The following is a 24,446-nucleotide window of genomic DNA, read 5'->3' as shown; positions in this document are numbered from 1 at the left end:
ATCCATAGGTGATTTGTTGAATAAGTTGCTATCGATCATGAAATTATAAGTTGTAAATTGCTAGTTTATGCAGCGCATAATATTAAAGGAGTATAATATGCAAGACGCAAATTCTAGATTCCCTTTTATTGCTAGAGTTCTTATCTTCAGGCAGTTTCTTTGGGGCGCTGCTTTCTATGGTACCTATGTTCTTCTGACCCGCTTCTTTCTCGAAGAGCTCAATTACAGTGAAGCTGAAACCATCATGATGATGGGGGCATTCGGGGCTGTCGGGCCTGTTTTTTCAGCGGTAGGTGGTTTCGTTGCTGACCGATATATCGGCTCATTCAGGGCGGTTTATATTGGTTATACCGTATACACAATTGGCTTTTTCATCCTGGGTCTGGGGGCAAGCTCGCTCAATGTTCCTTTGAGTATCTTTGCGATAGCCCTTATCGGATACGCGCGAGGACTTTCTGCGACCAGTCCGACGGTACTGTTGGGTAATTCCTATTCAGCAGATAACCGAGAGTCGTTCCAGCAGGGCTTGACCATCAACTACTCGATCAACAACCTCGGGTCATTTTCTTCAAAGTACCTGTTCCCGTTTATGGTGGCTTTCCTTGCCTATAAAGGGAACTTCTATATTGCATCTGGGTTGATGTCTATCACGCTTGTTTTGTTTGTCCTGTTCCGTGATCGATTCACGCAGGTAGGTAACGATATTGACCGCCGTCCTGTACCGATGAAAGTGTGGGGGGCTTTCGTCGTGGGCTCTGCGGTAATGCTAGGCTTGGTATTTTGGGTATTCTCCAACCTAGATGAAGGTAAATACCTGCTTTACGCATTAGGTGTTGGTGCTATTGGCTATTTCATCTTTGAAATTACCCGCGCGACTACGGCATTCAAATACAAAATGTGCGGGGTATTGATCCTTATCTTCATCATGATCGTGTTCTATTTCTACTACGGTCAGATGTTAACTTCGATGAACATCTATGCGATAAACCTGATGGGTGATCACCTATTCGGTCTTATCCCTATCCGTCCTGAATCAAATGCTGCCTTTAACCCACTATGGTGTTTTGTCTTGGGTGGGCCGGTGATTTTTGTTTACGACTGGCTAGAGAAGAAAGGTTTCTCGCCATCAATCCCGACTAAGTTTGCCGCAGCGTTCATGTTCAGTGCCATCGCGTTCTCTTTGCTTGGGCTATCGACTAATTTCGTTGGTGAAAGTGGCAAGATCTCTGCTGACTGGATCCTATGGGTGCATTTCTTCCAATCATTGGCTGAGTTGATTGTGGGGGCATTGGGTGCTGGGTTTATCTTTGAGATGGTGCCACGCTACCTATCCGCTTTCTCTATGGGACTGCGTTCGGTCGCCTTGTCACTCAGTGGTATTTTTGCAGCTGTTATCTCAACCCGTATCGCATTACCGAAAGATGTCGAATTGACCCAGGAGATCATCGAAAACGTCTACGCAGGCTACTTCTTCAATCTGGCAGTATTTGCGGTCGTTATGGCTTTCGTTACCCTTGCTCTGTCTAAAGTGATCACCAAACTGATCCGCAAAGGTGAGGAACTGGAGAAGGAAGAAGAAACGAAGTCACTGACTCCTCAGCATTAATTTTTCTTTCATTCACGACTTACGTTGAAGCGCCAGCATTAAGCTGGCGCTTTTTTTTGAAGTTTCAACAGGTGCAGAAGCTAGGGTAGATTCCTTTCCATGCTAGTTGTTTACGAACTTGATACTTGTACTCTTCTGTTAATTGGTGTGATATTTACCGTATGAAAACACACAAAATAATGGAGGGTGTGTGAAAAAATACTTGCTTGCCGTAGCCTTTGGCGCGGTGATGTTGACTGGGTGTGGCGAGGAGCTAAAAATTACAGCTCAGCCGCTAAAGAATGTTGATAACGTCCGCTATGACGATGGTAACTTGGATGTATATTGTTTAACCGGTATCTGCCAATTTGAACTATCGTCCAACAAAGATGTAGATCTGACCGTGACGATGCATTACAGCGAATCACGCTCTTTTGACAAGATTGAAGGGGTTAGCGTGACTGGCCGTGGAGGTTCAACGGTAGAAATGCAAGGTGGAAAAAGCTTCCAGTTATCTTTGGAAGCCAACAACCCACCTAGCACGATTCAGGTGGTTGACTACTACCGAAATTAATCGACTACGGTTGGCTTAGTTTTCGTTTGTGGCGGTTGGAAGCATTGGGTGCTGGCTTTACAGGAACCGGTTTCTTGCCTGCCACCAAATGGCGGATGGCTAGAATAGGGTGGTGGATGAGCATTTTCGGCCCACTATAGCGCATGATGATACGGGAACGTTCTTTGTAATCTGCTTTGTAGCAATGGATAGGGCACAATTTGCAGGTGGGTTTACCCTCGCCATAGGGGCAGCGGTCGAGCTTTGTTAGTGCATAGCCCAAAAAGTCGACGCACTCTTCACACAACCCATCCGTTCCATGGTGATCCTTACAGTAAATCTTTACCATCGCCTCGATGGTTTTGTACTCAGTTTTTAGACTCCCAATCAAGACGGAAGCGTCTAGTTCGTGGTCACTCATGGTCATTTCTCTTGCTTTGAATCAAGGCTATATAGATAAAGTTATATTTCAAATGTAACTTATTGGCAAGGTGAAAAATATGACATAAATCGTCATTTTCCTTATAAATGCCCCAAATCATGTTAAGAGAACGAAAAAATTACAAATTTCTGCCAAGAATGGGCCTTGGGTGGGTTGATTTCGGCGTGTATGAGCAGTAGTATCCGCACCTCTTTTTTTGTGGTGGTGTATATGAGCAGATTTGAGTGCCTGGAAAGAATCGTCGAAGAATATCGTAAGAAAGTTCGCGACGCGGAGTTTAATAAACAGAATGACAGTGAAGTCGCTAAAGTGTTGGTTCTGCTTGTTGGAAACTCTATGTTCAACTTGGCAGATGAATTTGCAGATTGGGTAAATCGTGGTGGTGATCGTAGCTACGGCGGTAAGTTTTTCGTTTCAAAGCAACTAATGACGTTGCTTGAGCCGGTAACTTTCCGTGGTGTGACTGTTCGCCGTGACTCGATTAAGCTGTTCCGAATTTCTTAATTCGGTGGCATTTATCGTTTATTCAATGACTCTCATAAAAGAAAATTGAAGAACAGATTTTATACCACGCTACATAGGCCATTGTTCGGTATTACTGTTTAAAATGGATGCTCGTTAAGGCGATGACAATCATTTTTCCGGCGTAATCCCAAGAGCAAAGACTTATACCAGATTGGTATTAACTGGGTTTGCCTTTGAAATCCAGTTAACAGAAAAAGGTGCTTCGGCACTTTTTTTTGTACCTGTGTGCTGGGTGTTTGCTGTGCGTTATGGTTGTTTTGTGTGCGCCGCTGTGGGTGGTTATCTTCACTAACCTATATCTTGTCTAGTCTTATGTAGTGAAAGCTCTTCTAGAGGCGTTACAGCCCCATTTATCGCTGCTTGGGTATGGTGGTTGGATTAGCCATATCTAGTCAAGTTTGATATAAAGCCCTCAGTCAGTCTAAATAAAAGAGAAAATGATCAATGGATGCAGAGTTTTGGCATAGCCGCTGGGCAGAAAATCGAATTGGCTTCCACCTTGATGATACAAACCCGATGCTCGAGAAATACTGGCAGGAAGTACAGCCTACGCGAGGGGATTCTGTACTGGTTCCTATGTGTGGAAAGTCGGTTGATTTGACCTGGCTTGCGACCAAGCACGATAGAGTGGTGGGAATTGAGCTGAGTGAGATTGCTGTTCGTGCTTTCTTTGCTGAACATTTTTATACCCCGATGGTTATTCCGATGGGGAACGGCCAGTCAATCTACGAGTTTGATGAAATCACCATTCACTGTGGCGACTACTTCACTGCCAAGGTTGATCCGGTCGACATCGTCTACGATCGTGCGGCACTGATCGCAATGCCACAAGAAATGCGCCAAAGCTATGTCCAGAAATTACTTTCTATGGTGAAGCCGGGTGGCCGTATTTTGTTGATCACTTTGGATTACCCGCAACATGAAATGGATGGTCCTCCGTTCTCTGTTGTTAAAGATGAAATTGAATCCCTATTTTCTGGATGCGATATCCGTCATTTGGCCCGTGATGACGCCGATGAAACACACCCACGCCGCCAGCGTGGTTTGACACGTTTTGCAGAAGAGGCATGGTTGATTACGGTTTCTTGATACGAGGAACAAGGTTATAAACCACGGATAACAAAAAAGGAGCCTGATGGCTCCTTTTTCAGATAAAGACAAACTTGTTGTTTGATACTTGGGTAGGCGCTATTTAGTACACAACCTTGATATCAGCGGCTGTCGCGATAGCATCTTCAACTGCGCTTTCTGTGCTTTCACGACGTGTTAGCGCAACACCTAGGCGGCGACGTCCATTGATCTCAGGTTTACCAAATAGGCGGATCTGGGTATTCGGGCGGGCAACTGCTGCGGCAATATTGTCGAAGCGAATATCCCCTGACGTACCTTCACCCAATACGACAGCAGACGCTGAAGGGCCATATTGGTGGATGGTGTGAATTGGTAGGCCTAGAAACGCACGGACGTGCAGGGCAAACTCAGACAGTTCCTGAGAAATCAGCGTTACCATGCCGGTATCATGTGGGCGAGGAGAAACTTCATTGAAGATAACCTTATCACCTTTCACAAATAGCTCTACACCAAAGATGCCGTAGCCACCTAAAGCATTGACCACTTCGCCAGCAGCATGTTCTGCCGCTTTGATAGCCTCATCCGTCATGACCTGTGGCTGCCAAGACTCACGGTAGTCACCATCTTGCTGGCGGTGACCGATTGGCGCACAGAAATGTGTGCCGTCTACCGCACGAACGGTTAGGAGAGTGATTTCGTAATCGAAGTCGATGAAGCCTTCAACGATCACACGGCCCGCACCAGTACGGCCTCCTTCTTGGGCGTAGTTCCAGGCTTTCTCAATATCGTCTTGTGACTTAATGACACTTTGCCCTTTACCTGATGAGCTCATTACTGGTTTTACGACACATGGAATACCAACGTGCTCGACAGCAGCTTTAAAGTCGTCGTAGTTGTCAGCAAAGCGGTAAGGGGAGGTAGTCAGGCCAAGCTCTTCTGCAGCAAGACGACGGATACCCTCACGGTTCATGGTTAGCTTGGTGGCATTGGCTGTAGGAACGACATTCAAGCCTTCGGCCTCCAGCGCGACCAATGTATCGGTGGCGATGGCTTCGATTTCAGGGACAACGTAATCAGGCTTTTCATCAGCAATCAGTTGCTTCAAGGCTTCACCATCAAGCATGTCGATAACATGGCTGCGGTGGGCAACGTGCATCGCCGGCGCATCGGCATAACGATCAACGGCAATAACTTCTAGACCGAGGCGTTGGCATTCAATAGCCACTTCCTTACCAAGCTCGCCAGAGCCAAGAAGAAGTACACGCGTAGCGTTCAAGCGGGTTGCAGATCCTAACATGGGAATTCCTTACTGGAGGTGACGTGAAACTTGTGCGGATCATACAGTAATTTTGCGTTTGCGCAAACGTTTGCCCTGCTTTTGTCATGACATTTCTGTGTAGGGTAAATGACTAAAAAAGTACAAGTTAATAACTGGTTGGAACGTCGACAGGACGGTGGTGTTTTCACCTGTATGGCGGGGGGTTTTGGTGACAACAAAATCACAGCAATATTCTGTCATGATTGTCAAAGTTATGTCATTAGTCAGCCTTCAGGGTCGAATTCCGTCCGCTTTACCGATAGATTAGCCGCAGTTTTGTTTAGCAACGACAATGATGGCATCATGAAAAAATATCTGCTTGCGTTGGGACTGATGATGGCAGTTCCGTTTTCGGCCCATGCATCACAAGCTGTTGGTATCTTCTTCGGCAGCCCGATGTCGGGTATCCAGTATAAGCACGATGATTTGCGCTTTTCTCTGGGTATTGACGACTTTGGTTTGGCATTCGATAAAACGTTCAACCTTGGTTCGTTGACCCAAGATCCTGGTTTGAACAGCCTATACACTTTTGTCGGTGCCCAGTATGTTGACAATAAGTACAACAAACTCGGTGTCCGCGGTGGTATCGGTTTCCAAGTGCCTGTAAACAGCTTTGAGTTTTATGGCGAAGTAGGCCCGACATTGTATGTGGTAGAAGATGTCGACCTAGACCTTGAAGGCCAGCTAGGTTTTCGTATCCGCTTCTAATTTTTTGGCGGGTACTGTTTTCCCAAGTAGATTGGGAGCAAGCGAGGAGTATCGAGAAAAAGCGAACTCCTCGTTTTTGTTTGTGCTCACCCAGTGCGGGTATTACTCTTCCATCAAATCAGCTTCCAGATAGTATTTGCGAGCACCGTCATGTAGAGGTGCCGTGAGCCCGTCTGTCACCATTTGTTCTTTCGTCAATATGGCAAAAGCGGGATGCAGTTTTTTGAAGTTCTCGAAGTTGGTGAATACCGATTTGACGACCTCGTAAATAATTTTTTCATCCACAGCGGCTGAAGAGACAAAAGTGGCGCCGACGCCAAAGGTCTGTACGTCATTATCGTTTCCGCGGTACATGCCGCCAGGCACGGTGGCTTTGCGGTAAAAGCTATTCTCTTCGACCAACTTATTGACGACAGGGCCAGAGACATTGACGATGACACTCTCGCAGGCTGAAGTCGCTTCTTTAATTGCTCCGCTTGGGTGGCCGACGGTGTAGACCATTGCATCAATCTTGTTATCGCAAAGGGCTTTGGATTGCTCTGAGGCTTTGAGCTCTGCCACCAGAGCAAAATCTTTCTCCGTCCAACCATAGGCTTCCATCAACTCTTCCATCGTACCTCGCTGGCCTGAGCCCGGGTTACCGATGTTTACCCGCTTGCCTTTGAGGTCGTCAAAGTTTTTTATCCCTGAATCTGCCCGTGCGACAACAGTAAAAGGTTCTGGGTGAATAGAAAACAAGGAGCGCAGTGATTTGAATGGGCCTTTGTCTTCAAATTTGCTAGTGCCGTTGTAAGCATGGTACTGCCAGTCTGACTGAGCGATGCCTAAGTCAAGGTCGCCTGCACGGATGGTGTTGATGTTGTAGATGGAGCCGCCTGTTGATTCAACCGAGCATCTTACTCCATGCTTATTTCTGTCCTTATTGACCAGTCGGCATATTGCACCGCCTGTTGGGTAGTAGACGCCCGTCACCCCACCTGTGCCGATAGTGACAAATGATTGCGCTTGTAACAAAGAAGAGAGTGATAGCAGGGTGCCACCAATAAACGAGAAAGCTAAAGCACGCCAAGACATTCCGTAAACCTCACATCTATTTGGTTAGGGTGAGTGTAGACGGGGATGAAGTGAGAATTGTCGTGCGAATAAGACAATCCCCGATAGCTTAGCGTTAGAAAGCCTTTCGGGGATAGGGTTTGAAGAATAGGATGGTTTTAGGGCTGCCTAGTTTTGCGGTTTTAATTTTTTGCTACAGCCGCTTTCTTGTTTTCCCATTGGGTAATGAAAGCTACAGAGGCAATAATAATGGCGGCGCCCAACCACAACCTTCCAGGCGGTACCCAGCCAAATACCAACCAGCCACCAAGGACATTAAGCGGTAGTTTGGCATGATCAAATGGCTGAACAAAAGACGCATCAGCAACGGCATAGGCTTTGGCGATGGCCCATTGTGCTAAAGCTGTAAGTAAGCCTGCGCCACCGAGTAACAACCAGGTTAAACCTGTCTGCGGCAGAGTAAATTCGGGAACAGCAAGGAATAGGTTGTAAGGTGTGATAAGGATAAGTAGGTAAACCACAATCGTCGTTGGCGATTCACTGGCCGACATCTTTTTGACCATGAGTGAGTAGCAAGCCCAGAAAAACGCGGCTGCAACAGGCAGTAGCGTTGCCCAACTAAAACCGTCGGACCAAGGCTCTAGTATGATCATGGCACCGGTGAAACCGGCAAGTGTCGCCACCCAGCGAGCGGTCCCGACATTCTCTTTGAGGAATATGCCAGCACCAATAGTGGCAAATAGGGGCGATGTCATGAGTAGCGCAATACCTTGCCAGATAGGAACAGGGTAGGCCAATGCCCAAAGCCAAAGCTGAATACCAATTACAGCTAGGAATACGCGAAAGCAGTGTTGACCAAAATACTGGGTGCGCAATGCATTGCGAAGACCAAGGGTGCGTAGCCAGGGAAAGATGGCAACTAGTGCAATGAAATACTGGAACAGTGCGACAGTTGTTGATGGAATATGAAGGATCATACTCAGGTACTGTGCCAAGCTGTTTACGATGGCAAAAGCCAGGCCGGCAGTGATCATCCAGCTGGCACCTTGGATCGGGTTGTGTTGATGTGACATGCAATAATGATTGGTTGAGTTTATAACTTGAAAATCATACTCCTACCGGTAGCAAGAGAAAACCGCTTTGTAGAAGACAGCACTCAATAATGGCAAAAAACACATAAAAACAAAAAAACCGCCAGTTGGCGGTTTTTTAAATCAGCAAGCTTTACGCTGCAACATAAGACAGCGGGATATCTGGGTTCAGCGCTTCCAATGTGGTTTGCGTATCAGAAAGATGGCTGATGGTGCTGTCCGCTTTTTCTACCAGTGCTGCTTCTTCAATCTCAGCCAAAGGGTAACCAGCCATGTTCATGTTAATCAAAGCAACCTGCAAAGGAGGAAGGCTAGGGTTGAAAGCAGCGTTTTCAGCATACATGCCGATGAAGGTTTTACCGTCTTTGGCTTTCAGTGCTACACCGCTGAAGTTCTTGGTGTAAGGGGCATGGGCACGGTTTGCTGCTTGGCATGCAAGCTGCACCAGCTCTTCAGAAGCTTCGGTTTCGATACCGTTGTTAACTTTGGTAAGAAGTGCATCGGTAATGTTCAAATCGGCAGGACCAAAAGACTCTGGTAGGTATTCCTGCAATGATTTTGCCTCACGTTCAGGCAGTTGAACAACCAACTCTTTTGCAGTTGTTAGCTCATTCATGAACTGGCGACAGTGACCGCAAGGGCTGTAGTTAATAGTGATATCGGAAATACCGGTTTCGCCTTTCACCCAAGCGTGGCTGATGGCGGATTGTTCTGCGTGGACCGTTTGAGAAAGGCAAGCACCAACGAATTCCATGTTAGCACCGAAATAAAGCGTACCAGATTGACCACGTACAATTGCGCCAACATAGAAGTTAGAAATAGGTGCAAGAGAATAAGCAGCGGCAAGCGGAAGTAATGCAACACGCAATTCACTGTCAGTCATGTTGGTCTTCGACATTAACTGAGCAAACACCTCAGGACTTAAGGTGGCATCGAAATTCTCGGCTTCTAACACAGGTTTGATGGCAGAAGCTAGATCAGCGGGTAGAGCGCCTAAAGCATCCATTACTTTAGTGTGCATGAGTTTTCACTCCGTCTTGTGTATGGAAAAACATTGTAGGCTTGGTAATTGTATATTTGAGTGATCTTGATCACGTTTACCAATGTACCGTTGCATGTTTTGCATTAATGCGAGTCGGGTCACACAGGTTATAAAAAAATTATAGAATATTATCAGTGATTTAGTTTTGTATTCGATTACTAGCACAAGTTAGCTAAACACAGCAATGATGAGCGGAAACAATAAAGGTGCCAAAATTGAAGTGATTACCCCGCAAATGACCAGTGCCAGTGAACTAAATGCCCCTTCTTGGTAATTCTCTTCTGCCGCCTTTGCCGTACCCAAGGCATGGGAAACCGTCCCCATGGTTAAACCTTTGGCAATGGGAGCTTTAACACCGATGAGACGAAACAGGGGATAACCCAAGACCGCACCAAATAAGCCAGCAATTATAACCATAATAGCGGCAACAGAAGGCAGTCCGCCAACTTGCTCTGCAACGGCCATTGCAATGGGGGTTGTAACAGATTTCGGTAAGATAGAAGCCGTAAGTTGGGCATCTGCACCTAGAGCTAAGGCAATACCTGCTCCGGTAATCATCGAAAGTACACTACCAATCAAGCAAGCTGAGAAAATGACCTTCCACTTTTTGCGGATCTGGCTTAACTGTTCGTACAGCGGGAAAGCCAAAGCCACGACAGCGGGTTCTAACAGTGCGTTCAGCCACTTATTTTGCTCAAAATAGGTTTCGTACGGCACTTCGAGCCACATTAGCAGTGGAATAATGACAAGCAGACAGATAAGAAGCGGATTAACGATCGGATGCTGGATATGCTTGGAGATAAAACGAGCCGTATAGAAGACGACCAAGGTGGTCAGCAGCCAAATCATTGCTTTTCCTTATAGTGTGTTGCTAAGCCAATGACGACGAATACCACCACACTACTCCCGATAGTGCTAAGCAGAATGATAAGGGTGTTATTGGTAAGAAGATCGAGGTAGTTCATTAGGCCGATGCCGACAGGAACGAATAGCAGCGCCATATGACGGATAAGCAGGTGGCAGCCTTGCATGGCCCAGTGAGCAGGGATAAGCCCCATAGAGAGGGCGGTAAACAAAATCAGCATGCCAATGATGCTACCGGGGATAGCTAAACCTGTAAGGTGTTGAATGCCTTTGCCTAACATGAGGCAGGCAAAAATAATGAAGAAAGAACGTAGATATGCCATGAGCCCTTCAGGTGTGGGTGAAGAAACTCATTTATCATACAAAATAAACGTGATCTAAGCCACACTTAGTTGCTTTGGATTTTCCCAGTTATAAGTAACCCATAAAAGAGGCTGTAATGACTCCGAGCGCCATTAACGCCAACACACCGACAGAGATTTTGTGTACAACGCTGGTTTTGACGATTTCTTCAGTGGCAGAGCGAAATTCTTGGTCGTCTTGCTCCTGTATGGGGGGAGCCTCTGGTTCTTCTGTTTTTTCAGGCTCATGGACCAATCGACACATTTTTTCCGGCAATGGCACCCTGAAGCCATAGGGGGCAACCACTTCGATGTCGATTGCCATTTTACCGTGCTGGTCGAGTTTAGCCGCAAGAGGCTTAAGCACTGTGTTGAGATCGTAGTGATGGTTGCCGCTATCTTCATAAGGATCGAGTTGGCTGAATGTTTTGTTGTGCAGCTGCTCATGGCTGATCACCTCGCCAGCACAATAGCACAGCGCCTCGAGCAGACGAGATTCATGTAAGGTCAGTGGGGTTTCTGTCTTGTCGCGCCATACCAACAAGTGGACATCTGGCTCGAAGTCGACATTAGGAAACCGGAAACAGCGTGTTAAAGATTGTGTTGTCATATCAATCACTACAATTCAACCTTCGAATCCATGAATGACAAATAAAAGATCCATCACTATTTAGTGTTGGTGCACATCCGATGTTGCGCAATCTCACATCAAAGAATCGTAGTTGTTAAAAAGCCCCTTGGCGGCATGCGCACAAGGGGCTTAATTTTTTTTGCAGGAAATCAGCTAACTAACGAAGAAACGCTGTTCTTCTGTTTTGCCTAGTTTATACGAGTGTTTGTACGTAATCGTAGACAGCTTTCAAGATCTTCATGTTCTTCTCGCTCGATTGGTGCTCCATGGCGACGTCCTCGAGGTTTTGCATGTAGCTTGGCAGGTTCTCTTCAAAGAAATCCTGACAGTGATGTTTCCACTGCTGTTGTTCTTGGTAATCCAGCGTCATCGGGAAGTTACGGGCGCGGTATCGGAACAACAGTGGTTTGATTCGCTTATCGCTGACATTCAGCTCTAGCTTGCCAAGCTCTTCCTCTGCTGTCTTCTGGATAATATCGATGGTAGAGCGATCTGCGTTGGAGAAGAATCCGTCGTACAGCATGGCATCGACATTGTCGTGTTTTTCAAACTCGCGCTCGACACTGTAGATAGCCAGTAGTTTCTCGCGTACTTCCGAGTGTGCTTTTAATGTTGCCAGATTTTTCAAGCAAGCTTCACGGTCGATACCGATCCGGGCTGCATCTTCAGCACGAAGGGTCTTAGCCGGTGCAAGCACTGGGCACTTGTTTAGATGGATAAGCTTGAGGGGAACGGGTAGTTCATCTGGACCAAGATCTACCCGCTTGGTGTATAGGCGCTCACGCAACTCATCGGCAGACAGTTCGATAAGTGGGGTAGGGTCCATAGCCAGGTTGACGGTAATCACCGCATTCTTGTTATCCGGATGCCACGCCATTGGTACAATCCAGCTAGTATTGCCGCACTCGACACCGAACATGCCAGAAACATGCATCAATGGCGTCATCTCGACGATATCAACCAGCTCTTGCAGCTTACGCTTATTGCGTAGGTTGAAGAAGTAATCAAACAGCTTCGGCTGGTTCTGTTTTACGATTTTGGCAAGCTCGATTGTGGCGTACACATCAGCCATAGCATCGTGCGCATTAGCGTGCTCGATGCCGTTGGCAACAGACAAGTGTTCAAGCTTGAAGCTCGGAAGACCATCTTCGTTGGTCGGCCAGTTCATGCCATCCGGGCGCAGCGCATAGCAAGTACGCATGATATCCAGCAAGTCCCAGCGCGAGTTACCGTTTTGCCAACTCCAGGCATACGGGTCGTAGAAGTTGCGGTAAAGGGTATAGCGAGTGACTTCGTCATCGAAGCGAACATTGTTGTAGCCAATCACGCAGGTATTCGGTTTGGATAGTTCTTGGTGAATGCGGGCAATAAATTCTGGCTCTGACAAGCCTTTCTCATGCGCTTCTTGCGGCGTGATCCCCGTGATAAGGCAAGCTTCGGGTGAGGGAAGGTAGTCCACAGGAGGCTTACAGTAGATTACCAGCGGCTCACCGATAATGTTCATGTCCATGTCGGTACGCACACCAGCAAACTGGCAAGGGCGGTCTAGCGCCGGATTGGCACCAAAGGTTTCATAATCCAGCCAAAACAGGGTTGGCTCATTTGTTTGATTCATAGTGTTTTCCAGCAGCCATCGCCTTCCTAATAAATGTTCGTTCTCACGATGGCCTTAAAATTGGTTGGTATTTAAGCATTGATACTGTTGGTATTTTCAACAACCACTACTTAAAACTCAGATTAGCTAAGTATCCCGCATCTCGCCGCAAAGAGGCAAGGTGCAAAGGGAAATTCGTGGTGGGATGAAGGTTTCTTGTCTGTTGAATACTCGGAACGCCATACTAGTTGCTCAACTAAAAGCCACTTACTCACAATCTTTTGTGTTGTACCGGCGGGCGTTATATTTTCTACCGTTGGGGCCAACGGAGTAGAAGGTTGTAATGGCATTATTTCTGGTGCTGACGATAACTGCCGTATGGGCGGGGTAACCATCGGTTTCAGGGATATTCAAGAAGCATCCTTTTCTACCATTTAGCTTGAAGTATCCTCGAGTGGCCTCATAGAGGATCTCATCGGCGTTCATCTCCAGGTTATAACCGTTCACTGGCTTCCAGCCTTCTCTACCATCGGGCTTTATGTAACTTACCGGGACAGAATATATGCCTTTATCTTCTACAATTTCGTTTTTGGACGGGTCAAAGCAGTTGGTTGTCCCCAGCTTACACATTGAAATGTGGTTTTGTTCAAAGAGGTCTTTATATCTTGGGGCGTAATGTAGCCCACCCAGTGTGCCATTTTTCTCTCTTTCACCACAGAAGATGTGTGTAAAACCATCATTTTTAGTCCAAAGCCTGATAAGCGTATTTTTAGTAAGAGATCTGTCTAGTGACAGTAACCTATTAGTAAGGTCAGGGTGCCTATTAAACAACGACTCTAAATCATTGCTAGTCACGACATAGCCCCAGTCATTGCATATTTCCAGGACATCCTTATCTATAGGCTTATATTCGAAGTTGTATGCAGGGGCATATTTCGTGTTTGGGTCATTATCAAAGAAAGGTACATGGGTGTCGGCAGTAACTTGGCCACTGAGGACGATAAAGGAGGTTATCAAGGCTTGAGTTTTCATATGCAATCCCTTAGCAACTGATTCCGTATCATTAATGCCAACTAGAAAAATTGTTACACAGATAGTTTAGTAACGACTCAGTTGCTTGGGTAACATATGTGCCTTCAACGTTGTTGGCTGTCATAGGTTAAATGTGGAAGTAACAATAGATATCGTCGCAATTTTCTTTGTTGTAGCCCTGATTGCTGGTTTTATTGATGCCATTGGTGGTGGGGGTGGTTTGATTATCCTGCCTGCACTATTATTGGTTGGCTTGACACCAGCACAGGCGCTGGCGACGAATAAGTTTCAGGCCATCTTCGGCAAAATATCGTCAGTCGGCTACTTTGCTAAGCAGGGGATGATTGACTTCTCGAGCCTAAAAGTCCCTTTGATACTCTCTTTTGTCAGTTCGGGATTGGGTGCCTTCCTGGTACAGCGTTTACCGTCTTCTATCTTAAGTCAGTTGTTACCGTTTATGATCCTGGCTGCCATGGTGTATATCTTGTTCTCGCCACGGATTGCAGATTTTGATACCCAAAGCCGGATATCGATGGGGATGTATGGCTTTACTTTCGGGGCGTTGATTTCATTTTATGATGGTTTCTTTGGTCCTGCGTCAGGCTCATTTTTCGTTATCAGTTTTGTCTCCTTGCTGGGGTTCAGTGCAGCTAAAGCGGTGGCCCATGCCAAACTGTTATTGCTGGTGACCAATTTGGCGGCCGTGATGGTATTCATGACTGGCGGAGAAATTATCTGGTTACTGGGTTTGGCAATGGCTGCCGGTCAGTGGATTGGCGCGAAATACGGCTCTAAGCTGGTTCACCATAAGGGGAGTAAGGTGGTTAAGCCAGCCTTGGTGGCTGTGTGTTCGGTGATGCTGGCCAAGTTGGTTTACGCCAACTTGTTGTAAACTCTTAGGCTTACCACTTAATACCTATTAGCAGTAGTGGTAAGCTTTGGCCGAAATCTCACAAGCTTTGTTTACAACGCTGATATTCGAGATACCAACCCAAAGAAGAACACAAGATAACAGCTGAAAATCACTATTACGGGTAAGTACTTTTTCATTTCAATTCCTCTTCATTTCCAGCTTTTAATGCTTGGTTGATAGCCATATTGCTCGAGCTTTCTATTTTGATAACGATTGCTTTTTATAACTATGGTTTTGAGTAATTCATATTTGGCGGTATGCGCGGGTCTATCTGGTGCAGTATTGAATTTCTCTAATTCATCGAATGGCAGAGTGGTGTGCTGAATAATGGTTCCAACAGTCCATAGGGCATTATGCGAACGGGTTATCAGAGTCATGATGAAAAAGAAATTGCTACGTACTATTGTCACCGGTATATGCTGAAATTGATGATTTCCCACCGACGCTTTTCTTAACGGGTACCCGTGATTTGTTATTGAGTGACACGGTTCGTATGCACCGTTTGTTACGCAGTGCGAATGTTGACACCCAACTGCATGTGTATTACGGCCAGGCGCATGGTGATTATATTAGTGGCCTAGTCACAGAGGTGCCCGAATCTGATGATGCTATAAGAGAGATTAGTCAGTTTTTTGCCGAGCACCTCAAGTAGTAGTCCTTATAGGTTGTTCTTGGAATAAAAGCGCTCACTTGAGCGCTTTTATCTCTTTAGTTTGTTTTAAAAGCAGCGAGTTTGCTTCAAGATGCAGGTCATGGGCTAAATTATGAAAATAGTATTACTTATTAGTCGCTTATTACTCATAGGCATGATGTTATGTAGCGCTTCAATTTTTGCTCACTCTCCATATTCACTCGCCGACACGTCCAGCCCGAAGCACACCTTAGTTAATTTCCTCTACTACTCGGAGATAGTAATAAAACACTGGCAGGCTGAATCGTTAGAGTCCAAAGAAGCAAAGCACGCTTACAATCAGGCTATCAGAACCATGGATCTTTCTTTGGTGCCTAACCGAACTCGGACTGTGGTAATGATGGAGCGTATTATTTTGCTGCGGGAGATTCTTGACCGGTTCGATAGTAAAGTGTTGCAAGCCGCACCTGATCACGAAAAGGCCCAAGATATTAGCTATTGGCGTTTCGCAAACTCGGATCTGTCTATAGTGCGGTTAGAGACTGGTAATAGACAGGGGCAGTTTGTGTTCTCGGCCAATACGGTGCAGCAACTGTCGTCTTGGTACCGCAAGATGGAAGTTATGCCTTATGCCTTGGAATCGCGAACTGATTACTATCAAGAGTTTCTGGTTACGCCCGGTCCCTTGTTTTCCAAAAGCTTAATCTATTCACTTCCCGATGATTTTGTCCAGCTCTATGGCCCGCTACCTTTATGGCAATGGTTCGCTTTATTGGGCATTTTCGTGCTCTGTAAATTGCTTATAAGAGTGAGCTTTAAGTTAGGCGAGTGCTGGAATAGCTATTGGGAATCTAGAGGCCAGCACTGGCAATTTGGGCGGTTATTTTCAATGCTTAGCGCAGTAGTGATCCTGTTGGTAACACGCTTGGTGATCGACAATGGTATATGGATCACTGGTATTGTGTACCAACTGCTGTCTACGGCTTTTTTGCTCTGGCAGTTTTTCTTTTCTGCCTGGCTAATCATGGCATTGTTCAACTATATAGCGATGTTGTTTGCCTATCATAAGCACGGGGGGAAGCAAGTCGACTCTTCGTTAATCACCGTATTGGCACGCATCTTTGGCGGCTTAACGATCGCAATACTGGCTATTTACGTGGTTGAGTTTATGGGATTCTCTATTTCTCCAATTGTTGCTGGCCTAGGTGTCGGTGGTTTAGCCGTTGCTTTGGCAATCCGCCCGGTGTTGGAGAATGTGATTAATGGTTTAACCCTATATGCCGATGGGGGCATTAAGATAGGTGAGCTTTGCCGCTATGGTGACAAACTTGGCACGATTGAAAGTATTGGTTTACGTTCGACTCGGATCAGAACCTTGGAGCGTTCACTGATCACTATTCCTAACTCTGAGTTTGCCAATATGGAGATAGATAACCTGGAGCGGCGGGATAAGCGACGAATGGAGCATACCTTCAGAGTGCGCGCTGAGTTAACGAGGGATCAGCTTAGGCTGCTATTGGTGAACATCCGCCGGGTGCTTCTTAGACACCCTCAGCTAGAAGCCGAGCCTCTGCGAGCACGTTTTATGGGGGTAGGTGAGTATGGCATTTTGGTCAATGTGCTTGCCTATATCAGGTGTCGTGATCATGATGAGTTTATGGCAGTACAAGAAGATGTTTTATTGATGGTAATGCGGCAAATTGAAACGGTAGGGGCGCAATTGGCTTTTTCTAACCAGTATCAATTTGCAGGAAAGGTATCTGCGATAGATGAGGAATTAAAAGAGAAAGCCTCTTCAACGGTGAAGCAATGGCATGAAAGCAATAACTATCCATTCCCTGATTTCAGCTTTGAATATAAATATGAAATCAAGGACACTATTATTTATCCTGCCCAATCTTCTGCAACACGAAAAGATGCTACCGCATAGTTAGTTTTACTAGAGCAAACAAAGACAGGTGAACAGTAATCACCTGTCTTTGTTTTATCTATTCAGGTTGGATGAGATCGTCAAAGTAGGTTTGCATGGTTTGGTGCAGTATTTGGTTGAGCGGAAAGCCCCGCTTTGACTGCAGGTAGCCACCGATAACCTGAAGTTGTCGAATTTCTTTGGGCACTGTCGGTAATGGATAGGTACTTAATGTAGGGTCTAGCTCTAACATAAAGGAACTGCCATATAGTATCGCATCGGTATGTTTTAACTTGCTGAAGATGACACGAGCGCTGTGTGATACTAGATCGATGTTTGCTTTGTAGCCTTTAGATAGATACAGCTCTTCTACCGGTGTGCGCTTAGAGTTGATGCCGTCAACAATACCTTTAGCAATAGGCAATTGGTGAATACGTTCCCATTCACTGCCATCTTTTAAAATCGGGTGATTTTTGCGAGCGACTAAGCAAAGTTTGATCTCTTTGATCCTATGTTGGTAGATATCTTGTGGTAGCGGAAAGGCTGAGAAATGGACCATATAATCGATATGACCGTTTAGCATTTCGGCGAGTGAACCCTCCTGCCAATATTTTAATTTGAATTTGGCCTTGGGTAGGGCTTCCCTTAATGCGGTAAAAATACCTTCGCCACAGATCTCAAGCAGGAAGATATTCAATGCGATAGTGACTTCACCATTGAATGTTTGAGGATTGAAGTCGCGGTAAGAGTCGACCACTTTGATCAGTGGGTTGAACATTTCATCTGCGGCTTCAGCGAGTTTTTCTGCCAGTTCAGAGGGCTGTACACCATGGGCTTTGCGAATAAAAAGTTGATCGCCAAAGGTCTCCCTTAGCTTTGCCAACCCTCTGCTGACACTAGTCTGTGAGATCCCCAATTTATCGGCAGCCGCATGTGTATTTTGCGTTTCAACGACGGCTTGCAATAACTTAAGAAGGTTTAAGTCTAAATCACGGATCTCTTTCATTGAATACCCTTAGTAACTCTTATCTATCTTTGCATTAACTGTACTTGTTTAAGAATAGATTTAGGGCGCTTTATTTCAATAGCTTAATGAAGAAAGTGTTATCTTCATAGAAGTTGGTATATGTAACTCATCATCATGAATGGCTAATTAAGCAGCAAGGCTAATGAACAATGCCATGGTACAGGGGCTGCAGGGGGGCATCATCGGTAATAATCCGATAACAGTTAATGTTAGGTAGGTGATGTCCTCTTGATGCAACTGGATTTCCCTTTTTGCAGTTGCACCAACAAGGATATGAATGTTGTGTTTTCATTAATTGATGTATTTATTAAAAAATAAAGCAATCTCTTTTAATGCATCCTCAGATTCTGGTACTTCTGTTACTAAACCTGTCATATAATCAGCATGTGCCTGACCGTCATATACGTGTAATTGTGTTTCAACATCTACCGCCCGAAGCTTACGATGCATTCTCACCGTGTCACTTAATAATAAATCTCGGGTACCCGAAATAAAAATAGTCGGTGGAAATGTTTCGATATCTGCGTATATAGGGGAGATTAAAGGATTATCCATTGCTTCCCCTCCAGCGTAAACGTCAAAAGCAGCGTCTATCGCACCTTCTCGTTGCCCTAAAGGATCAAGCCCTTTAAGTACATGCCAAGAGTCTGATGTCTCTTTCAAATCAACAGCAGGTGTGCCCACAAATAGTGCCCCTGGTGTTGGCAGGCCAAGCTCTTGAATTTTAAGCGTAGTGGCTAAAGTGATATTACCACCCGCAGAAGTACCGAATATAGCCGTTGATTCCGGTGACTGTGTTTTGGTTAACTCTTTCCAAACCGCAACGGCATCGTCAATAGCCGCCGGGAATGGGTGCAATGGTGGTTGGCGATAATCCACTGAAATCACTTTTGCGCCAATGCCGTCTGCCAGCCAAATTGCTTCACGCAATGCTGCTTCACCACCACCTAACACAAAAGCACCACCATGGATGTGTATCAACCATTTGTCTTTATATTCAGGTGCGACGTTTTTTGGGGTGACAAAAAACGTGTCGACGCCAGCAAACTGTTTTTCTTCGTAGCGAATACCTAAACGCTCGACTGCTTCTCTGGCCATATCTATCGACGGTTGGTCTGCGACTGCCTGTGCATCTAACCATTCTTGTGTGTTGCTTGGCACTGGCATAATAGGTGGTATTACTCGATTTTCAATGATGTGAGCAAGCTCAGTTGAAATTCCTGCGGGCGTCGGAATTTCTCTTTCGTCCATCTTTAAATTCGCCATTGCCGTTGTGCTGAAGCTAGCAATAATTAACGCAGGAATAACAACATTTAGTTTTTTCAATTTCTTCATTTTTTACACCTATTAAGTAAGGAGATTAAGTAAGCTTTTCACTCACAGCTAGTCGTCCATTACCGTCTGTTATGTTCTGGTCAGTACTTTAAATGAGGCGAACGTGTAACTCTATGCATTACAGAAATGCATATTTGCTAGTTTGCTAGTTTGCTGAAGATTAATGGTTTTTAGAGAAGAAAAAGAGAAGCTATATCAGCCTCTCTTTTCATGAAAGCTTCAATGGAACTTGAAACCTCATTTTATTGCTTTAATACCAGTGGTATCTGCCACTCTCCATTAATTGCGGCGTCTTTAGGGCCATAAAGGCGCAGAACCACATAGATCTCACCTTCTGGCGCAGGCAACCAATTAGCGCGATGAGCATGGTCTGAGGGCTCATCATGTTGTAAGTAAACCGTCAACGAGCCATCGTCACCATAACTCAGCCCCTTGGTACGATCGCTGACATTGACTCGCTCCAACGGGTTCGGGTACATCGCACCTGTAGCCGCATCATAGACCGTCAGCGACCAGAACCAATTAACGGGAGGGAGCTTACCCGCATCAAAGGTAACCGTATAGCCGGTGGTGCCCACGAGTTGATCCCCACTCGAATCCCTGAAGGTTTGGCCATAAGCAGCATGAACAGGATCGTTAGGGTATATGTTACGCAGCGCAACCGCTGCACGAAGCGTATAGTCGGTACCGAAACGACTTAAGTCCTCAGCACCTGTCCAATTCCAACCATTGAAATCTTCAGTCAAATCCCGGGCGATTGCTTCCAACTCCTGATCCGCCTCGGCAATACCCGCTTCCATGGCAGTGACAACTTCGGGTGACAAGCCATCCGTCGAGAAGGGCTGACCCGGCACCACGCCAATTTTTGCAAACCTGGCCATCAGGTCATTTTCAAAGGTTGCCGCGGGGTGCCAACCAAGGGTCATATTAATATACGAGAAAACTCCCAGACCACTTGCTGCCTTCTCATCCCATGCTATAAAGTCAATCGCTGCCGGCTTAGCAGGTGGCTCTTTGCCAAGGTATTCACTCAGTGGCTGCATGACCAAGCCATCTTGAATGGCGAATATGGGAGAAAGGTCATCAGGATCGAAAACAATAGTCCTACCGAGCATCATGATAAACTGACCGCGCGTGGTGATTACACCATCAAAATGTTCAGCCTCAATTAGCCCCTGGTAATCAGGCCCAACCAGTGCGTAATTTCCTGCCTTGTTGTTTGTCGTGACCGTGCTGATATAGGGTAGAGTCTCGGTGGTTGTGTCACCCATCTGCAGCATATAAACTTGGTCATCCGGCACATCCGGAACCGAGATCACAATGGGCTCACGCCTCAAGTCAATAACTCCGACGGAATATACCGTGTCCTGCTGCGCTGTATCGGGCATATCTGCAGGCATGAGCGCCTTCATATGTGCAAACTCGTTAAAATCAGCACCCATCATTAGTGGGTGTTTCGTAAGCAAGCGATCAAGATAGACACGGTAGTTGGCGACAAAGGGGTAACCAAAGATATAGGCCTCTTTGGCTATTTGCTTGGCTTCATCGGCATGCAATTGCATCGCTGCTGCGGATTCAGCCTGGCGTGTATCCTGTTGTTGATTGCACCCTGCTAATAGCAGAACAAACATCGGAATAAAAACAAATGATAATATTCTAGGCTTCACTATTTTATTTTCCTTACGGTTGGTGCTGACCAGGTTTCGTATTTTTCAAGATCAGGATTGTAAAGGCGCATTTGTAAATTCAATTCAAGGTCACTGCGCTCGATGGGCAGCCAGTTTTCAGCCGGCACACCTTCTGGGCGCTCTGCAGCGATGACGATGCGAATGCCACCATTCTCATCAAGCTTGTAGCCAGCATTTTCACCAACGCTGTATTTCTTTTGCTCGTTAGGGATGAAGAAACCGTCTCCCAGATCATATAAAGTCAGGGACCAAAACGCCTTAGCGGGTGGCAACTCACTTGCAGCCATAACAATCTCATAGTCGTTCATCGCATTCATAGTTTGCCCATCAGCAGTGATGAGCTGTGGATAGAGCGCTTCCTCGGCCGGCAAGCCAACGGGCCCAACCACAGAGAGTACTGCCAGTAATTCAGGGTTTATTTCCCCCTTTGGCATGAAGACTTTGGTGGTATTGGCGGCAAGGTAATACGCATCTCCCATTTTTGCCCAGCTCGCTGCGGCAAAACGTTGCGCCGCTTTGCGAAGCGCTACACCGTCGATGTCTACTGCGTGTTGTGGGGTAAAGGTTTGACCCGGTTTGATACCCAATGGAGCCAGTGCTTTAAGAAGTTCCTGATCTGCGGAGTCATTAGCATTGAAGGTGGTGTGGTTAGCCACAAATTGCATGACTTCGACAAAACGGTCTTCAAAGATCTCAAAGTCGCTGCCAAATTCAGGGAAACGAGCCAAGTCTTCTTTGAAACTCAAGTTGCTGCTGATCCCGATAGAATTGTCCAATGACAATAGCTCTGAGTCTGCCTGCTGCTCGCCCAGAAACTCATTCAGTGTGACAAGATTGACGCTATTCATGGCCGCACGGTTTGCTGCTAGGCGCTCAGGTTCCGCCACATGTGGCATGACACGCAATGCTGCGCTGATAAAGTCACCGGAAACCTCAAAGACCTGATCCACCCCCTTGACTGGGGCGCCGTCGTAACCCGGTGTGCGTTCGCTGTAGAACAGGATGCTGGTGGGTTGGCTAAAATCGCCTTGTGAGACCGACATCGGCACATTAACGTAGTGATCGTAGGCGGTAACCATCAGCGATACGTAGTTGGAATCGAACGCCGGAAACTCCATCACCACTGGCCCTTCACTTACGTCAACCATAGCAATCCCGTAAAGGGTATCGTTGTTCGGTCGCGCTATGGCCTTCAAGGTATGATCGGCCAGTTCCGTATTGGCCCGGTATTGGTTATACCCACCAGTATTTAATGGGTTGCTGTCATCCAGCGCAAACTTATTGTTCACATTGAACATTGCCACGTAGGGATAGGTTCTCATGACCAGGTTATCCATCTGTTTATCGGTGAGTTCTACTCGGTCGGCTGAGTGCGCCAATCCGGTAAAAGCCAAACCAGAGACCAGCGTCATAACTGTCGTCAATTTTTTCATATTACGATCCTCTTACTGATCACTAACGGGTTTAATGTCTGGGGATATCCATGATGTTGCCGCCAAATGACGTGATACTTGTGCAAGCGGCAGGTACCGCTACTACAAGGGTATGAGGCTGATTCATTTCTTATTTCCTATCAGTGCAGAGTAATTAGCTATTTTTATTTCGATTGCTTTCTGAATTCGAATCGTGAATTTATTGTGAGGTAAGAATAAGCGTGTGTAGTCTTTCTTATTCATCATGACTCCAGTATGACCATGTAATCCGATACTGATTCAGTGCAGCTATTATTTACTCAATATATGAAACTGGCGATGAATTACAGCAATTCAAATTTGCTCTCATCTCAATCAATAATGAATTTTCCTAATTCCTATTCCATATTCACAAGGCTATTCATAAATAACTGACTGCCGTGAAGATCAAACATGTAATATTTACGTGCCAGCATGAATAATGTATGGCACATAGCCTTCATTTTGTTGGTTTATGTGAACGCCACAATTGACTTTCTGTAATTCATTTTTTTCTACTCGTACTCAAGATAATCTTTCTCCTAGAGAACGGTAGCGCATGATGTCAAAGCTGTGTATCGGCGGATACCCGGTATTACAGTCGCTACTGTTTGTTAACCTAGCTGGAGTAGAGACACACCATGTTGAATTTCTTTGAAATCGTAGTGCTCACTTTTTTTGCACTACTACCCATATCCAATCCATTTAGTACGGTTCCTTTGTACTTATCGTTAACACGTGGGCACACCAGAGAGTGGTCTAATCAACAAGCCTTGAAGGCTTGTTTCTTTATGGCTGGTATTCTATTAGTCTTTCTTTGGTCTGGCGCGGTCATCATAGAATTTTTCGGTATTTCAATCCCTGCTATTCGTGTCGCGGGCGGCATTATCATTATGCGCGTTGGCTTTAGCATGTTGTCGCCAAAAGACAATAGTCAGGAAATTACCGCTGAGGCAAAAAAAGAATCAAAAACTAAGGCTGATATAGCCTTTACGCCTTTAGCTATGCCTTCTTTAAGTGGACCCGGTTCAATATCCGTTGTTATCAGTATGGCGGCAGGCTCGGATGATTTACCGGGTTACTTCGCAATTTCAGCAGGCATTTTACTGGTGGTTTTTGTCGCCTGGCTAGCGATGAAAGGGGCTCCTCTTATTTCTAAAGCACTTGGCGTAACAGGTTTGGATGCCCTAACGCGTATAATGGGCTTTATTCTTATCTGCATCGCATTCCAATTTGTGTTTGATGGCCTTGGAGGTTATCTAGCAAGTGAACGCTTTATGGAGCCGATTTTAAAGGCTATTTCATTATAAAGAAAAAACGAGTTACAGGAATTTCTACCTTGATTGGAAATTCCTGCGATAACCTTTAATAGTAACGGTACGGTGCAATTAGCCACCAAGTTAGAATTAATAAACTCCGGTTACATTAGATACAGCACTGATTAGAATGAGTAGGTCAATCACCTATTAATAAGGCGTGACACTGAAGTGTGCTAACATGGAAAGGGGCAAATCTTTGCTAGCGATGATCGTGCTGAGAAGCCTCTGGACATATATGGACGCCCCTGTGATTGCAAGAACTGATTAGATACGGCTCGCTGACATATATCCGACGTCTTAGGGAGCTCCTGATGCTCGCGCCA

At 45.8% G+C, this 24,446-nt stretch carries 23 protein-coding genes; 9 read left to right on the top strand and 14 right to left on the bottom strand.

Annotated elements, in window-relative coordinates:
- Positions 1-97: 97 nt before the first annotated feature.
- Positions 98-1,606 carry a peptide MFS transporter gene (locus tag BIZ37_RS20160; RefSeq protein WP_187463017.1) on the top strand — a complete coding sequence of 503 codons (1,509 nt, stop codon included), beginning with the start codon at positions 98-100 and terminating at the stop codon, positions 1,604-1,606.
- A 190-nt stretch (positions 1,607-1,796) separates the two neighbouring features.
- Entirely contained in the window at positions 1,797-2,159 is a 363-nt protein-coding gene (locus BIZ37_RS20155) for a spore gernimation protein (RefSeq protein ID WP_187463016.1), read from the top strand.
- 4 nt (positions 2,160-2,163) lie between these two features.
- On the opposite strand, the gene BIZ37_RS20150 is transcribed toward BIZ37_RS20155, so the two are convergent.
- On the bottom strand, positions 2,164-2,559 hold the full coding sequence (locus tag BIZ37_RS20150; protein ID WP_187463015.1) for a nitrous oxide-stimulated promoter family protein: 396 nt from the start codon (positions 2,557-2,559) through the stop codon (positions 2,164-2,166).
- A gap of 231 nt (positions 2,560-2,790) precedes the next feature.
- On the opposite strand from BIZ37_RS20150, the gene BIZ37_RS20145 reads away from it, so the two are divergent.
- Both BIZ37_RS20145 and BIZ37_RS20140 read left to right on the top strand, forming a co-directional pair.
- Positions 2,791-3,084 carry a hypothetical protein gene (locus BIZ37_RS20145; protein WP_107348508.1) on the top strand — a complete coding sequence of 98 codons (294 nt, stop codon included), beginning with the start codon at positions 2,791-2,793 and terminating at the stop codon, positions 3,082-3,084.
- Positions 3,085-3,549: 465 nt separating this feature from the next.
- The gene (locus tag BIZ37_RS20140; protein ID WP_187463014.1) at positions 3,550-4,194 is read left to right on the top strand and encodes a thiopurine S-methyltransferase; all 645 of its coding nucleotides are present in this window, start codon (positions 3,550-3,552) and stop codon (positions 4,192-4,194) included.
- A 103-nt stretch (positions 4,195-4,297) separates the two neighbouring features.
- On the opposite strand, the gene purT is transcribed toward BIZ37_RS20140, so the two are convergent.
- The gene (purT, locus tag BIZ37_RS20135; protein ID WP_187463013.1) at positions 4,298-5,473 is read right to left on the bottom strand and encodes a formate-dependent phosphoribosylglycinamide formyltransferase; all 1,176 of its coding nucleotides are present in this window, start codon (positions 5,471-5,473) and stop codon (positions 4,298-4,300) included.
- Positions 5,474-5,581: 108 nt separating this feature from the next.
- On the opposite strand from purT, the gene BIZ37_RS30545 reads away from it, so the two are divergent.
- Complete coding sequence (locus tag BIZ37_RS30545; protein WP_255526839.1) at positions 5,582-6,202, top strand: hypothetical protein; 621 nt, start codon at positions 5,582-5,584, stop codon at positions 6,200-6,202.
- Between the two features lie 102 nt (positions 6,203-6,304).
- Here BIZ37_RS30545 and BIZ37_RS20125 read toward each other — a convergent pair whose 3' ends face one another.
- From BIZ37_RS20125 to BIZ37_RS20090, 8 genes are all read right to left on the bottom strand, one after another.
- Positions 6,305-7,276 carry a TAXI family TRAP transporter solute-binding subunit gene (locus tag BIZ37_RS20125; protein ID WP_187463012.1) on the bottom strand — a complete coding sequence of 324 codons (972 nt, stop codon included), beginning with the start codon at positions 7,274-7,276 and terminating at the stop codon, positions 6,305-6,307.
- A gap of 161 nt (positions 7,277-7,437) precedes the next feature.
- Entirely contained in the window at positions 7,438-8,328 is an 891-nt protein-coding gene (locus tag BIZ37_RS20120; protein WP_107298211.1) for a DMT family transporter, read from the bottom strand.
- Between the two features lie 151 nt (positions 8,329-8,479).
- Positions 8,480-9,367: a cytidine deaminase gene (gene cdd / locus BIZ37_RS20115; protein WP_187463011.1), complete on the bottom strand. Its 888-nt coding sequence runs from the start codon at positions 9,365-9,367 to the stop codon at positions 8,480-8,482.
- A 189-nt stretch (positions 9,368-9,556) separates the two neighbouring features.
- The gene (locus BIZ37_RS20110; RefSeq protein ID WP_107298209.1) at positions 9,557-10,237 is read right to left on the bottom strand and encodes a CidB/LrgB family autolysis modulator; all 681 of its coding nucleotides are present in this window, start codon (positions 10,235-10,237) and stop codon (positions 9,557-9,559) included.
- Positions 10,234-10,575 (bottom strand): CidA/LrgA family protein, encoded by a 342-nt coding sequence (locus BIZ37_RS20105; protein ID WP_107298208.1) that lies wholly within the window; start codon positions 10,573-10,575, stop codon positions 10,234-10,236. Before BIZ37_RS20105 ends, BIZ37_RS20110 begins: the two co-directional genes overlap by 4 nt.
- A gap of 88 nt (positions 10,576-10,663) precedes the next feature.
- Positions 10,664-11,203 carry a hypothetical protein gene (locus BIZ37_RS20100; protein WP_187463010.1) on the bottom strand — a complete coding sequence of 180 codons (540 nt, stop codon included), beginning with the start codon at positions 11,201-11,203 and terminating at the stop codon, positions 10,664-10,666.
- A gap of 214 nt (positions 11,204-11,417) precedes the next feature.
- Entirely contained in the window at positions 11,418-12,839 is a 1,422-nt protein-coding gene (gene sbcB, locus BIZ37_RS20095; RefSeq protein WP_187463009.1) for an exodeoxyribonuclease I, read from the bottom strand.
- A gap of 246 nt (positions 12,840-13,085) precedes the next feature.
- A complete protein-coding gene (locus BIZ37_RS20090) occupies positions 13,086-13,850 on the bottom strand; it encodes an EndoU domain-containing protein (protein ID WP_187463008.1) in 765 nt (254 codons plus the stop codon).
- Positions 13,851-13,983: 133 nt separating this feature from the next.
- Between BIZ37_RS20090 and BIZ37_RS20085 the strand changes: the two genes are divergently transcribed.
- From BIZ37_RS20085 to BIZ37_RS20075, 3 genes are all read left to right on the top strand, one after another.
- Positions 13,984-14,742, top strand: coding sequence for a TSUP family transporter (locus BIZ37_RS20085; protein WP_187463007.1), 759 nt, complete (start codon positions 13,984-13,986; stop codon positions 14,740-14,742).
- 424 nt (positions 14,743-15,166) lie between these two features.
- Positions 15,167-15,415 carry an alpha/beta hydrolase gene (locus BIZ37_RS20080; protein WP_187463006.1) on the top strand — a complete coding sequence of 83 codons (249 nt, stop codon included), beginning with the start codon at positions 15,167-15,169 and terminating at the stop codon, positions 15,413-15,415.
- 334 nt (positions 15,416-15,749) lie between these two features.
- Complete coding sequence (locus BIZ37_RS20075) at positions 15,750-17,324, top strand: mechanosensitive ion channel family protein (RefSeq protein ID WP_255526837.1); 1,575 nt, start codon at positions 15,750-15,752, stop codon at positions 17,322-17,324.
- 58 nt (positions 17,325-17,382) lie between these two features.
- Here BIZ37_RS20075 and BIZ37_RS20070 read toward each other — a convergent pair whose 3' ends face one another.
- From BIZ37_RS20070 to BIZ37_RS20055, 4 genes are all read right to left on the bottom strand, one after another.
- The gene (locus tag BIZ37_RS20070) at positions 17,383-18,309 is read right to left on the bottom strand and encodes a LysR family transcriptional regulator (protein WP_187463005.1); all 927 of its coding nucleotides are present in this window, start codon (positions 18,307-18,309) and stop codon (positions 17,383-17,385) included.
- A gap of 312 nt (positions 18,310-18,621) precedes the next feature.
- A complete protein-coding gene (locus BIZ37_RS20065; protein ID WP_187463004.1) occupies positions 18,622-19,665 on the bottom strand; it encodes an alpha/beta hydrolase in 1,044 nt (347 codons plus the stop codon).
- 242 nt (positions 19,666-19,907) lie between these two features.
- Positions 19,908-21,332, bottom strand: coding sequence for a DUF1214 domain-containing protein (locus BIZ37_RS20060; RefSeq protein ID WP_187463003.1), 1,425 nt, complete (start codon positions 21,330-21,332; stop codon positions 19,908-19,910).
- Complete coding sequence (locus tag BIZ37_RS20055) at positions 21,332-22,786, bottom strand: DUF1214 domain-containing protein (RefSeq protein WP_222939753.1); 1,455 nt, start codon at positions 22,784-22,786, stop codon at positions 21,332-21,334. Before BIZ37_RS20055 ends, BIZ37_RS20060 begins: the two co-directional genes overlap by 1 nt.
- A gap of 659 nt (positions 22,787-23,445) precedes the next feature.
- On the opposite strand from BIZ37_RS20055, the gene BIZ37_RS20050 reads away from it, so the two are divergent.
- Positions 23,446-24,114, top strand: a complete 669-nt coding sequence (locus BIZ37_RS20050; RefSeq protein ID WP_187463002.1) for a MarC family NAAT transporter — start codon at positions 23,446-23,448, stop codon at positions 24,112-24,114.
- Positions 24,115-24,446 lie beyond the last annotated feature (332 nt).

This window comes from Photobacterium sp. BZF1, from assembly GCF_014349205.1.
In the GTDB taxonomy this organism is placed as follows: Bacteria; Pseudomonadota; Gammaproteobacteria; order Enterobacterales; family Vibrionaceae; genus Photobacterium.
Note: the sequence above shows the minus strand (reverse complement) of the source record. Positions and strands in the feature narration are given on the sequence as shown.